This is a genomic window from Lelliottia sp. RWM.1 (assembly GCF_016859735.1).
Lineage (GTDB): Bacteria > Pseudomonadota > Gammaproteobacteria > Enterobacterales > Enterobacteriaceae > Enterobacter.
In genome coordinates, this window is the sequence record NZ_WLVC01000020.1 from 37,029 (window position 1) to 49,535 (window position 12,507).

At 52.8% G+C, this 12,507-nt stretch carries 10 protein-coding genes and 4 tRNA genes; 6 read left to right on the forward strand and 8 right to left on the reverse strand.

What is annotated here, in order from left to right:
- Positions 1-9: 9 nt before the first annotated feature.
- Positions 10-213: a lipoprotein gene (locus tag GF617_RS15140; protein ID WP_181621396.1), complete on the reverse strand. Its 204-nt coding sequence runs from the start codon at positions 211-213 to the stop codon at positions 10-12.
- Between the two features lie 138 nt (positions 214-351).
- Between GF617_RS15140 and cyaY the strand changes: the two genes are divergently transcribed.
- Positions 352-672, forward strand: coding sequence for an iron donor protein CyaY (gene cyaY, locus GF617_RS15145; RefSeq protein WP_181621397.1), 321 nt, complete (start codon positions 352-354; stop codon positions 670-672).
- Positions 673-763: 91 nt separating this feature from the next.
- On the opposite strand, the gene cyaA is transcribed toward cyaY, so the two are convergent.
- Positions 764-3,307 (reverse strand): class I adenylate cyclase, encoded by a 2,544-nt coding sequence (cyaA, locus tag GF617_RS15150; RefSeq protein ID WP_203452012.1) that lies wholly within the window; start codon positions 3,305-3,307, stop codon positions 764-766.
- A gap of 347 nt (positions 3,308-3,654) precedes the next feature.
- On the opposite strand from cyaA, the gene hemC reads away from it, so the two are divergent.
- From hemC to GF617_RS15175, 5 genes are all read left to right on the forward strand, one after another.
- Positions 3,655-4,596, forward strand: coding sequence for a hydroxymethylbilane synthase (gene hemC, locus GF617_RS15155; RefSeq protein ID WP_181621399.1), 942 nt, complete (start codon positions 3,655-3,657; stop codon positions 4,594-4,596).
- Positions 4,593-5,333 carry a uroporphyrinogen-III synthase gene (gene hemD, locus GF617_RS15160; RefSeq protein ID WP_181621401.1) on the forward strand — a complete coding sequence of 247 codons (741 nt, stop codon included), beginning with the start codon at positions 4,593-4,595 and terminating at the stop codon, positions 5,331-5,333. Before hemC ends, hemD begins: the two co-directional genes overlap by 4 nt.
- 21 nt (positions 5,334-5,354) lie before the next feature.
- On the forward strand, positions 5,355-6,545 hold the full coding sequence (gene hemX / locus GF617_RS15165) for a uroporphyrinogen-III C-methyltransferase (RefSeq protein ID WP_181621403.1): 1,191 nt from the start codon (positions 5,355-5,357) through the stop codon (positions 6,543-6,545).
- A gap of 2 nt (positions 6,546-6,547) precedes the next feature.
- The gene (gene hemY, locus GF617_RS15170; RefSeq protein WP_181621405.1) at positions 6,548-7,747 is read left to right on the forward strand and encodes a protoheme IX biogenesis protein HemY; all 1,200 of its coding nucleotides are present in this window, start codon (positions 6,548-6,550) and stop codon (positions 7,745-7,747) included.
- Between the two features lie 171 nt (positions 7,748-7,918).
- Positions 7,919-9,127 carry an MFS transporter gene (locus tag GF617_RS15175; protein WP_203452013.1) on the forward strand — a complete coding sequence of 403 codons (1,209 nt, stop codon included), beginning with the start codon at positions 7,919-7,921 and terminating at the stop codon, positions 9,125-9,127.
- Positions 9,128-9,633: 506 nt separating this feature from the next.
- Here GF617_RS15175 and GF617_RS15180 read toward each other — a convergent pair.
- The 6 genes from GF617_RS15180 to wecG form a co-directional block, all read right to left on the reverse strand.
- Positions 9,634-9,710, reverse strand: a tRNA-Pro gene (locus GF617_RS15180).
- Between the two features lie 43 nt (positions 9,711-9,753).
- A tRNA-Leu gene (locus GF617_RS15185) sits at positions 9,754-9,840 on the reverse strand.
- 20 nt (positions 9,841-9,860) lie between these two features.
- Positions 9,861-9,936: transfer RNA gene (locus tag GF617_RS15190), tRNA-His, on the reverse strand.
- A 64-nt stretch (positions 9,937-10,000) separates the two neighbouring features.
- A tRNA-Arg gene (locus GF617_RS15195) sits at positions 10,001-10,077 on the reverse strand.
- Positions 10,078-10,179: 102 nt separating this feature from the next.
- A complete protein-coding gene (locus GF617_RS15200; protein WP_181621408.1) occupies positions 10,180-11,565 on the reverse strand; it encodes an amino acid permease in 1,386 nt (461 codons plus the stop codon).
- 193 nt (positions 11,566-11,758) lie between these two features.
- The gene (gene wecG / locus GF617_RS15205) at positions 11,759-12,499 is read right to left on the reverse strand and encodes a lipopolysaccharide N-acetylmannosaminouronosyltransferase (RefSeq protein WP_181621410.1); all 741 of its coding nucleotides are present in this window, start codon (positions 12,497-12,499) and stop codon (positions 11,759-11,761) included.
- Between the last annotated feature and the right edge of the window lie 8 nt (positions 12,500-12,507).

The window sequence follows — 12,507 nt, forward strand, 5'->3', positions numbered from 1 at the left end:
ACGTAATTGTCAGTAATTCACCTGAGTCGGGCCACCGTTATCACCACGATCGTTAGTGTCCGGCGAAGCTGACTCAATGCTGCTGTGCACAGGTTTGGTGGGCGGTGGCGCAGTTTTATCCGCAGGAGGGAAATACAGCGGTCCCTTAAGCCCACAGCCGGTCAGGCTAAACAGAGTGATGAGAACGGCAAGCGTTCGGAAAACGTTTTTCATTATAAGTTGCCCGTAAGTTCATACTTTCTGTTTTCTATCATCGCAGGAGGAGACACAAAAGCAAGAGTTTGCCGCTTTCCTGCAACGGGAATTATTTAGCGTTATACTGCCGCCATCACGAAAAACAGGAACAAAACCATGAACGACAGTGAATTTCATCGCCTTGCCGACACCCTGTGGATGACCATCGAAGAGCGCCTGGACGACTGGGATGGCGACAGCGATATCGATTGCGAAATCAACGGCGGTATCCTGACCCTAAGTTTTGAGAACGGCAGCAAAATCATTATTAACCGCCAGGAGCCGCTTCACCAGGTCTGGCTGGCTGCCAAGCAGGGTGGCTACCATTTCGATCTAAAAGGTGACGTGTGGGTGTGCGACCGTAGTGGCGAAACATTCTGGGATCTGCTGGAGCAAGCCGCGACTGCGCAGGCGGGTGAAAAGGTCAGTTTCAGGTAAGTTTTTTGCCCGGTGGCGCTACGCTTACCGGGCCTACGATGGCTCGACCATAGGCCGAATAAACAAAGCGCACCCGGCGCAGTAGCTCAAATCAGGAGAAATACTGCTGGAGCAACGGTGTCGTATCCTGACTGGCAGGAACCGCAGGTGCAACGGCCTGAGTACGGAACGGAATGACCTGCGCACGCCCGTCGACATTCACAATCTGATAGAACTGCGGCAAGTTAAAGTTGATAAAACTGGATCCGTAGGTGAAACGATCGTGTGAAGATGAGTAGAAGCGGCTAACGTCACGCACCAACTCTTCTTTACTGCCTTCGCAGTGGTGATACACCTCTGCACGGTTGGTTTCATCCAGAATATAGATATTAAACCCGGCTTCATCGCCCACTTCTTCGAAGAAGAACTGAATAATCCCTTCGCTGGCAAAGCCGTCCACCACCTGTGGTAGCTTGACGTGATTCGTTTCAACCTGCACGGAGAGCCCATACAGCTTGTTGTGCGAAATCGCACCGTAGAACTCAATGGCGTTTTCCAGTTTCTGCACAGAAACATTCAAACGCTCGAAGAACAGTCCCCACGTCTGACCAGAGACACGCAGCGCTTTGAAGCGACCGGTTTCCTGACGGGTACTGGAGAGACGCAGTTCAATGCACTCAGAGACAAGTTGCTGCACGCGGGTGCGAATCAAACCACGCAGGTGCTGGCTGTAGCAGAAAACTTCAACGCTGTCCGGCGGTGCGGCATCCTGGTGCATCTTACCGAGAATGGTTTTCAGCGCTTCAATCATCGCTTGCTCACCGTTGAAGTGCAGGGTACGCACTTCGTTCCACGAGTTGCGGTACAGCAGGTCTACGCTACCCACCAGGCAGTTTTGCTGCTCGCCAAAGCTAAAGACATCCAGCTTACGGAAATCAAAATGAACGACCTGATTGCGGAATGCCGCCGTTGGGTCATATTCCAGATTGACGATAATCGCCAGATGGCGAATTTCACATGGGCTGTAGAGCGCTTTTGGCGTCGGCGCAGGCAGGCGCAGCGGGAAATGGTGCGATACGTCAGCGACCATCTCCTGTAATTTTGCTAAATCGACGACCTCGTTGCCTTTAATAAACAGGCGAGTACGCGAAGTCAGCAGGCCGTTGAACCAGGCCCAGGCCACCAGCTTATTCAGATAACGGTTATATTCCAGCGGCTGATGGCTGATGATCGAGTCCATGCTTGGCGCACGGTTGTACAGATACCAGCCAGTACGATTCGCACGCCCTGGCGGGACATAAATAAAGGTCAGATTGGGTTCTGAAAGATCAGGCGAAATTTGCGGGTTAACCAGCGTCACTTTCCCCGGCAACGCTTCAAACGCGGCATACAGTTTACGGGTCAAAACACCGATATCCTGCGGGCTGGCGGAAACGCTGAGGTTATTGCGGCGCGCAAAACGAATCAGGTTACGGTAGCTCTGCATCATCGCATCAAGCAGTTCGTTGTGCGCTTCTCGCACCTGGTCGATTTTCCAGTTTGCGCGGTTGTCGAGCATAGACAGACGTTCTTCGTCCCATCCCCACTCTTTGACTAACTGACCAACCACTTCACGACGCCAGCCAACGCAAGCGCGTTCGCGGCTGAGTTTTTCGCAGACTTTTAAATAGAAACATCGACGCACCAGGTCAAGACGCGTGGTGTCATCAATGGCTTTCAGGTATTCGGTGACGCGTTCGAGCATCATGCAGTAGGCATCGAGACCGAAAGAGACGATCTCGCCATCATGCAGACGCTGTTTAATATCTTTCGCCAGCAGGCGCGGCGTGGGGTATTCCCAGGAATAAGCTTCCAGTAACAGCGTCTTAAGAACTGCTTTGTACGGTGAGTCGATACTTTTATACAGCTGCCAAAGACTTGCGCCAAAATACTCTTCAGCGGACAGAGAGCTAAGGCCCCCCAGATCCAGCCATTCGTTCGGCGTCAGTACACCCTGTGCATACAGCGACATGACGTAATCGTCGTAATGCTCTTCTTCTTCACACGGAACCATATTCCACAGAATACGCTTCCCGGCCAGACGAACAGCCGTACGATAAAATTCATCCAACAGCAAAATGTGCTGGGTCGAGCCGCAGTCTTCACCACCAAGACTGCCGCTTTCGTTATGACGGAAACGGTTCTCATCAATCAGGAAGAAACTCACTTCCACACCGAGCGATGCTGCCCAGCTTTCCAGCAGGCTGCATTTACGTTGTAACAGCTGGCGTTCTTCGTTATCGAGCCAGGATTGATGGCAGACCCAGATATCCAGATCAGATGAACAGCTTTGCCCTACCGAAGAGGTACTTCCCATTGAGTAAACGCCGGTAATCGGCAATTCACCTTTTGGGGACTCCTGTGGCGGCATGCCGCGGTAGAGTTCCAGCTCATTCAAATAGTGCTGTTGGGTTTCATCAGGCGTGAAAAGGCAGATGCCCTGGGGAACGTTACCATCGAGGTAACCCGGCATCAGCGGATGGTGATAGTGCAATAATGTAGGCAGCAGACTGTAAACCTGTTGGAAAGCAGGTCCCATGGCAGCAAGCGCGCGATCCACACGCAATTGATTTATGGCATCCAGTCTCTGTTTCAGAGTCTCAATATAGAGGTACAAGACATATCGCCTGATGTTTCCGGGTGTCGCAATCATTCATAAATCGAATGATGACGGACCCGCAGTATTTCAAAAAGATAACCGTTACCTTTTTTCGTCCTTATCTTTATGGTGGTACAGACGAAAAAATGGTCTAAAACGTGATCAATTTAACACCTTGCCGATTGACCGTAAAGAAAGATGCGCTACATACAAGTGTAGCACCATTCTGTACGTGTAAATTCCTGAATACGGCTGTGGGTGACAAGAATGCCGCCCTGTCCCTCTGCTCTTCATCAACCGTAAAACTGCCATCCCAGAGTCAACAATGTTAGGATGGTCAACGGTTGATAATGACGGTAACAAGCATGTTAGACAATGTTTTGAGAATTGCCACACGCCAAAGCCCTCTGGCACTTTGGCAGGCACATTATGTTAAGCAGCGCCTGGAAGCTTGCCATCCTGGGTTGAGCGTTGAGCTCGTGCCGATGGTCACGCGCGGCGATGTGATTCTTGATACGCCACTGGCGAAAGTCGGCGGAAAGGGATTGTTTGTCAAAGAGCTGGAGATGGCTCTGCTTGAGAACCGTGCCGATATTGCCGTCCATTCTATGAAAGATGTGCCTGTTGAGTTTCCTGAAGGGCTGGGACTGGTGACCATTTGCGAGCGCGAAGATCCGCGCGATGCGTTTGTCTCTAACCAGTTTGGCTCACTCGATGCATTGCCAGAAGGCAGCATTGTTGGCACGTCAAGTTTACGCCGCCAGTGTCAACTGGCTGAACGTCGTCCGGACCTGATCATTCGTTCCCTGCGAGGCAATGTGGGCACGCGGCTGAGTAAGCTGGATAACGGTGAATACGATGCCATTATTCTTGCCGTCGCAGGGTTGAAACGTCTTGGACTGGACTCTCGTATCCGTGTGGCGTTACCGCCAGAACGCTCTCTCCCGGCGGTTGGCCAGGGAGCGGTGGGGATTGAATGTCGTTTGAGTGATGAGCGAACTCGGGCTCTGCTCACGCCACTGAATCATGACGATACCGCCATCCGTGTGAAAGCAGAACGCGCGATGAATACGCGCCTTGAAGGTGGATGCCAGGTTCCCATTGGCAGCTATGCTGAATTGATTGATGGTGAACTGTGGCTACGCGCGCTGGTCGGCGCACCGGACGGTTCGCAAATGGTTCGCGGTGAACGTCGTGGTAATCCGCGCGATGCTGAACAACTAGGCGTGTCGCTGGCTGAAGAGTTACTCAACAACGGGGCCCGCGAAATTCTGGCTGACGTGTATAACGGAGAACCCCCTGCATGAGTATTCTTGTCACCCGCCCTTCTCCCGCAGGAGAGCAATTAGTGAGCCGTCTGCGCGCACTGGGGCAGGTGGCCTGGAGTTTTCCGCTGATCGAATTCTCCCCTGGTCGGGAGCTGTCTGTACTCACCGGCCATTTGAATACCTTACAGGAAGGCGACATGCTCTTTGCTCTCTCGCAGCATGCCGTCGAGTTTGCCCATGCGCAGTTACAGCAGGAAGGTAGCGTCTGGCCAACCGATCCCCGTTACTTCTCCATCGGGCGCACAACCGCGCTGGCCATGCATACCGTTAGTGGGATCGATGTTCGTTACCCGTTAGATCGGGAAATTAGCGAAGTCTTGCTACAATTACCTGAATTACAAAACATTGCCGGGAAGCGAGCGCTCATTTTACGCGGGAACGGTGGACGTGAGCTGTTAGGTGAAACACTGTCTGCACGCGGCGCTGACGTGACATTCTGCGAATGCTATCAGCGCTGTGCAAAATATTACGATGGTGCAGAAGAGGCGATGCGCTGGCATATGCGCAGCGTTAATACACTGGTCGTCACCAGTGGTGAGATGCTGCAACAGCTCTGGTCACTCATCCCGCCATGGTATCGTGAAAACTGGTTACTCCGCTGTCGGCTTCTGGTCGTCAGTGAGCGTCTTGCGAACCACGCCCGGGAACTGGGCTGGCAAGATATTCGGATCGCTGAAAACGCCGACAACGATGCGCTGCTGCGCGCATTACAATAACTCTCATAATGGGAAGCCATAATGACGGAACACGAAAAATCCTCCGCCGTGGTTGAAGAGACCAGGGAGACTGTGGACATCACACCACAGCCAGAGAAAACTGAGAAAACAACTGAGAAAAAAAACAGCAGCAACAAAACCAGCCTGGCTCTGAGTGCGATTGCAATTGCAATTGCCCTGGCAGCAGGCGTAAGCCTGTACGGCCTGGTGAAACAGCAAGGCTCTAACCAGACCGCCACCAGCGATGCATTGGTTAACCAAATCACCGCCCTGCAAAAAGCGCAGGAGACGCAGAAAACCGAGCTGGAAAGTGTCATTAAGCAGCAAGCGACCCAGCTTGCTGATGCCAACCGTCAGCAAGAACAACTGGCGAAACAGCTCGATGAAGTCCAGCAGAAAGTGGCAACCATTTCAGGTTCTGATGCCAAAACCTGGTTACTTGCACAAGCTGATTTTCTGGTCAAACTGGCCGGCCGCAAGCTGTGGAGCGATCAGGATGTCACAACAGCGGCCGCACTGCTGAAAAGCGCAGACGCGAGTCTGGCGGATATGAACGACCCGAGCCTGATTACCGCGCGTCGTGCCATTACGGAAGACATTGCCAGCCTGGCGGCGGTATCACAGGTCGATTACGACGGTATTATTCTTAAGGTCAATCAGCTCTCGAACCAGATTGATAACCTCCAGTTGGCAGATAATAACGACGACGACTCCCCGATGGATTCCGACGGCACTGAGTTGTCCAGCTCACTCAGCGAGTGGCGCGTTAACCTGCAAAAAAGCTGGCAGAGCTTTATGGATAGCTTCATCACTATCCGCCGCCGTGACGAAACGGCCGTACCGTTGTTAGCGCCGAATCAGGATGTTTACCTGCGCGAAAACATCCGTTCTCGCCTGCTGGTCGCTGCACAGGCCGTACCACGCCATCAGGAAGAGACGTACAAACAGGCACTCGATAACGTCTCCACGTGGGTGCGGGCTTACTACAACACCGACGACGCCACCACAACGGCATTCCTCGAAGATGTGGATAAGCTGAGCCAACAAAACATCACCATGAACGTGCCGGATAAACTGGAAAGCCAGCCGATTCTGGAAAAGTTGATGCAGACGCGCGTGCGTAACCTGCTGGCACAACCAGGTATCCCGGCAGAGCCAGATGCCGCCGCAGCACCAGCGCCAGCAACTGAAAGCGCCCCTCAAGGAGAGTAACCATGTTAAAAGTCTTATTACTCTTCTTATTGTTGATCGCCGGGATCGTGCTTGGGCCTATGCTTGCGGGCCATCAGGGTTATGTCCTGATCCAAACCGACAGCTACAACATAGAAACCAGCGTAACAGGCCTGGTGATCATTTTGATCCTCGCCGTCGTCGTGCTGTTTGCCGTTGAATGGCTTCTGCGCCGCATCTTCCGCACGGGCGCACACACCCGTGGCTGGTTTGTGGGCCGTAAACGCCGTCGCGCACGTAAGCAAACAGAACAAGCGCTGCTTAAACTGGCCGAAGGTGACTATCAGCAGGTTGAAAAGCTGATGTCGAAGAATGCCGACCATGCTGAACAACCGGTAGTGAATTACTTGTTGGCGGCAGAAGCTGCACAACAGCGTGGTGATGAAGCACGGGCAAACCAGCATCTTGAGCGCGCCTCTGAATTGGCATCCAACAATCAAATTCCGGTGGAAATTACCCGCGTTCGTCTGCAACTCGCACGCAACGAAAACCATGCGGCACGGCACGGCGTTGACCGCCTGCTGGAGATCACACCTCGTCATCCGGAAGTGCTTCGCCTGGCAGAGCAAGCTTATATTCGTACCGGAGCCTGGGGCTCGCTGCTGGATATTATCCCGTCCATGGCGAAAGCGGACGTCGGTGATGATGAGCACCGTGATGCGCTGCAACGTCAGGCATGGATTGGTCTGATGGATCAAGCGCGTGCCGATCTGGGCAGCGATGGTCTGAAAAATTGGTGGAAAAATCAGAGCCGCAAAACACGCCAACAAATTCCATTGCAGGTGGCGATGGCGGAACATCTGATCGAGTGTGACGATCATGACACCGCGCAGGCGATCATCCTTGACGGCCTTAAGCGCCAGTATGATGACCGACTGGTGATGGTGATCCCACGGCTGAAAACCAATAATCCGGAGCAACTGGAAAAAGTGTTACGCCAGCAGATCAAAACGGTGGGCGATCGTCCGCTGCTGTGGAGTACGCTGGGCCAGTCGCTGGTGAAACATGGCGAATGGCAAGAGGCGAGCCTGGCTTTCCGTGCTGCACTGAAACAACGCCCTGATGCGTTTGACTACGCCTGGCTTGCCGATACCCTGGATAAGCTCCATCATCCCGAAGAAGCCGCCGCAATGCGCCGCGATGGCTTGCTGCTCACGTTGCAAAACAACGCTGCGCAGCAGTGATAAATCAGGAGGCCGTCCGGCCTCCTTTTTTTATGTTTCATCTCCTGCTACAGTCTTTCCAACGTCATCAGGAAATTCACCCGCCAATGTAACGATGTCTTTTCATTAACTTTTTCCCGTACACGCGCAAATTGTCGCGTGGAATAAATCGTTTTTGAAAGGATCGTTTTCATGAACTCGCTTTTGTATGCGCTGATCGAAGCGCTACGCAGTCATCGCTGGCTGCGCATGTTGGCCTGCGCCTTCATCTTTACCTCTGTGGGCAACGGCTTAACCCAGGTCGTCGTTTTTGGTTTGCTGTTACGCTGGCAAGCCCCTGCCTCTTTACTCACTCTTGCCTATTTTTTTGCAACGGTTCCGGGCTTTATCGGTAGCCTGATAGGGGAAAAACTGTGCCAGCGATTTTCTCCAGTCACTTTACTGGTTCTGGCCGAACTGCTGGGTTTACTGGCCCTGCTTTTTCCTCTGTTGGGTATCCAGTATCACAGCATACCGGCGCTACTGGCAGTGCAATCGACTGAAGCTCTGCTGGGCGGAATGATCTGGCCCGCACTTACGCTGCTGTTCAAACGCGGGCTCAAGGAAGCAGAGCTCCCGGCAGCCACCTGCCTTGAGAATGTGATTTTTGCCTCTCAGGTGCTGTTAGGAACCGGGCTCGGTGTCGTATTGTTCCAACAGGTTCCAACGCTCTCTTTGCTGGTGATAGATGCTGCCAGTTTCATGGGATCGCTGCTGATGTTGATGCTTGCCGGGAGAGCCTTCACGGCTCAAGCCATCCCTTCATCCGTAGAGGGTAAACCAGAGACACTGCGCTGGCGGATGCTCACTACGCAACAAAAGCGCAGTCTTCTGCTGTTGCCCGCACTTGCCGCCGTCGGTTCACCGGCAATGGCTCTGCTTCCGGCCCTGGCGCAACAAATCCATCCTGCAGACGCGCCAGGACTTGCCCTGCCTTTGCTCTTCGCCCGTAGCATGGGTCAGCTCTGCGGCCCGATGCTGCTAAAAAGAGACAGCCTCGCGCGCTTTACCGCAAAGAACCGGTTACTGCTGCTCTGCCTGAGCATATTTTTAGTCGCATATGGTGTAGTACCGTTTTTAGCAGGTGGGCAGACGATAGCGCTGGGGATGATCTTTGTTGCTCACCTGGCATCAAATATCGTTTTTGCCGCAGGAACATTTGGTGTACTGAGTCGCTTTCAGGCAGCGCAAATCTCAGCAGCCAGCGGGAAAACCTGGCGTTGGCAAACAATCAGTGCGTCGCTTTTTACCGGCATCGCTGCGCTGGCGGCGGCTGAACTGGGGGCCATTCAGGCGTTGTATCTTGTCTCGGCGGGCGCACTATTTCTTGTTGCCTTCACCCTGATCCATTTCCGTGAATAAGACATAAAAAAACGCCTGCTAAAAAGCAGGCGTTAAAACAGGTCTATAAGACAACATATTGGTGCTTCACTCAACGTTGTGTCCATGGTGTCTGATGAGGCCGAAGCGACATCTGTCAGTGGACGATAAGCACCGTAAACGGCTCTGCGTCATTCCTGAGTTTATGAGGCCCGGAGGCGAGCATAAGAGATGGAATGAGCATCTACCCGGATATTATTGCACGTTACGTGCCAGAGTTGCACCAGAGAGTTGTACGACGCACAACATTTTAAGATAAAAGGAATTTTTTCGGCGCGGCGGATGCGCAAAGGACAAGGAGGGTCAGTAAAACGTTAAGACTGTTGCCTGAGAGCGACAACAACGCGGGACGCATAGAATATTTATTTATTTCAATTGGTTATTCGTCGTCGTTCGGAGACAACCAGAAAGGTGTTGTCGGGAAATGACAACAGAAGCAGAAATAACACACAGAAAACAAAAAACCCCGCCGAAGCGGGGTTCAAAATTGGTCGGCGAGAGAGGATTCGAACCTCCGACCCACTGGTCCCAAACCAGTTGCGCTACCAAGCTGCGCTACTCGCCGAAATACTGCTTTTTTGAATTTTTAGTTCAACTCTTTAAAGTCGTGGTGCGAGGGGGGGGACTTGAACCCCCACGTCCGTAAGAACACTAACACCTGAAGCTAGCGCGTCTACCAATTCCGCCACCTTCGCATTTCACAACTTTTAAATAATGGGGTGGCTAATGGGATTCGAACCCACGACAACTGGAATCACAATCCAGGGCTCTACCAACTGAGCTATAGCCACCACTGCTTTATTCTTTCACGCGGTACTGTCTACACAGACCACCGCAGCTCCAGCACCGGGTAAATGGTGCGCCCGACAGGATTCGAACCTGAGACCTCTGCCTCCGGAGGGCAGCGCTCTATCCAGCTGAGCTACGGGCGCTTAGCGCCGTTGCGGGGCTGGATATTACGGAGGTCTCGGTCTGCTGTCTAGTGCTTTTTTAAAAAAAGATCGCGTTTGGTTATGGTTTGCACATTTTGCCGCTTATTCCTTCACTTTTTGCGTGGAGGCATGGCGTCCAAGCCCAAAGAGCTTATAACCAAGGGTCACGGCGGCCAGGAAGATAACCCCGACAAACAGCGACATGCGGGTATCTTCGTTAAAATACATACCGATTAACACGCAAATCAGGAACGCCATCGTTAAATAGTTCGCCCATGGGAACATAATCGAGCGGAACGGATGGCTGGCAATCGCCTGCTTATGTGCCTGACGGAAGCGCAACTGGCTAATCAGAATAACGAACCACGGAATCATCCCCGGCAGCACGCTGGCGCTATATACATAGACAAACACGCGCTGCGGATTAGGGATGATGTAGTTCAGGCATGAACCGACCAGCAGAATGACGATCGACACGGCCACACCCGCCACGGGCACACCTGAACGGGACACTTTCCCCATCACCGCAGGCAGCTGATTATTTTTCGACAAGGCATAGAGCATACGCCCACAGCTATACATACCGCTGTTACAGCCAGACAGTGCTGCCGTCAGTACCACGAAGTTAATGATCCCGGCCGCGGCGGTGATCCCAATCTTCGCAAAGGTCAGAACAAACGGGCTACCCGTCGTGCCGATCTCATTCCACGGGAAGATGGTCACGATGACAAAGATTGCACCCACATAGAAAATCAGGATACGCCACAGAACCTTGCCTACCGCGCTACGCAAAGTCACCTGAGGGTTTTTCGCTTCACCTGCGGTGATACCAATAAGCTCTACGCCCTGGTAAGACGCAACAACGATACAGAGCGCTGTCAGGAAGCCTTTCCAGCCACCCGCAAAGAAGCCACCATGTTCCGTCAGGTTGCCAAAGCCAATCGAGTGGCCGCCATTACCAATCCCGAAGAAAATCACGCCCAGGCCAACGATAATCATCACAATAATGGTCGTGACCTTAATCATCGCAAACCAGAACTCAATTTCACCATACAGACGTACTGCGGCCAGGTTGGCTAGCGCCACCAGCCCCACAGCGATGAGGGCGGGTATCCATTGCACCATGTCCGGGAACCAGAACTGGACATAGACCCCTATCGCGGTGATCTCTGAGATACCTACCGCCATCCACATAAACCAGTACGACCAGGCCGTGAGATAGCCGAAGAACGGGCTCATATAACGATGCGCATAAACAGCGAATGAACCGGCAACCGGCTCAAGGAAGAGCATTTCGCCCATGGATCGCATGATGAAGAAGACGAACAGTCCGGCGATGATATACGCCAGAAGTACGGAAGGACCTGCCCATTTGAGCGTGCTTGCGGAGCCCATAAACAGGCCCACACCGATAGTGCCGCCCAGCGCTATCAATTCAATATGTCGAGCTTCCAGCCCACGCTGAAGCTCAGGTTTTTTCTCTGCCATAAATCCTCGGTTGTGTTTGCTGTTGCCCGGCTTTTGCCGGTTATTATTTTTGGGTACTGAAATACGGGGGGAATGGTTTCTTAAATTCTGCCAAATGGCAAACGATGCATTAAAAAAATGAATGCATTGCACATAAACACAGCAGTTTTGCAGGGGAGTTGCAGCGCGAATAGCATATCGCGCTACATTCTGATTACATTTTCCCGGAGTAATGCCAGCCGAGATAGCGCAGTAGTCGAATCTGTCGTTTGATACGGGTGGGTTGCGACAACAGGCGGTACAGCCATTCAAGCCCCAGGTTTTGCCACACCTTCGGCGCACGTTTGACATGGTCGGTAAAGACATCATACGTGCCGCCAACGCCCATATAGAGCGCATCCGGATACACCTGGCGACAATCCCGCATCAGGATTTCCTGGCGGGGTGAACCCATCGCGACGGTGACAATCTTCGCGCCGCTGTCGCGCACACGCTCGAACAAGGCCTGCCTTTCTTCCGGTTTGAAATAACCATCCTGGCTACCCACAATGTTAACATTCCACTGGTTACGCAGCTTCAGTTCCGTCTGGGTCAGCACTTCAGGTTTACCACCAATCAGGAAAACAGGCGTTCCCTCTGATCCAGCACGCGCCATCAACGCTTCCCAAAGGTCAGCCCCCGCCACGCGGGAAACATTAGCGCCAGGATACTTTTTACGGATGGAGCGAACCACACTGATCCCGTCAGCATATTTGAACTCGGCGGCTTCAATCAGGCCCCGGACTTCCGCGCTGTCCTCTACCGCCAGTATTTTTTCCGCATTGATGGCCACAAGCGTGCCCGATTTTATCTGCCCGTTAGTGCACAGATAATCCAGTGCGTGTTGCATATCACGCCAGCCAATGAGCTGTAGGCCGCGCAATGCATAAAGCGGCGCGGAAGTTGTGTCAGTCATGATTATCC

What these genes read in the sequence shown, in the direction of transcription:
- GF617_RS15140 (WP_181621396.1), bottom strand. Translation starts at nt 213, where the DNA reads ATGAAAAACGTTTTCCGAACGCTTGCCGTTCTCATCACTCTGTTTAGC.
- cyaY (WP_181621397.1), top strand. Translation starts at nt 352, where the DNA reads ATGAACGACAGTGAATTTCATCGCCTTGCCGACACCCTGTGGATGACC.
- hemC (WP_181621399.1), top strand. Translation starts at nt 3,655, where the DNA reads ATGTTAGACAATGTTTTGAGAATTGCCACACGCCAAAGCCCTCTGGCA.
- hemD (WP_181621401.1), top strand. Translation starts at nt 4,593, where the DNA reads ATGAGTATTCTTGTCACCCGCCCTTCTCCCGCAGGAGAGCAATTAGTG.
- hemX (WP_181621403.1), top strand. Translation starts at nt 5,355, where the DNA reads ATGACGGAACACGAAAAATCCTCCGCCGTGGTTGAAGAGACCAGGGAG.
- hemY (WP_181621405.1), top strand. Translation starts at nt 6,548, where the DNA reads ATGTTAAAAGTCTTATTACTCTTCTTATTGTTGATCGCCGGGATCGTG.
- GF617_RS15175 (WP_203452013.1), top strand. Translation starts at nt 7,919, where the DNA reads ATGAACTCGCTTTTGTATGCGCTGATCGAAGCGCTACGCAGTCATCGC.
- GF617_RS15200 (WP_181621408.1), bottom strand. Translation starts at nt 11,565, where the DNA reads ATGGCAGAGAAAAAACCTGAGCTTCAGCGTGGGCTGGAAGCTCGACAT.
- wecG (WP_181621410.1), bottom strand. Translation starts at nt 12,499, where the DNA reads ATGACTGACACAACTTCCGCGCCGCTTTATGCATTGCGCGGCCTACAG.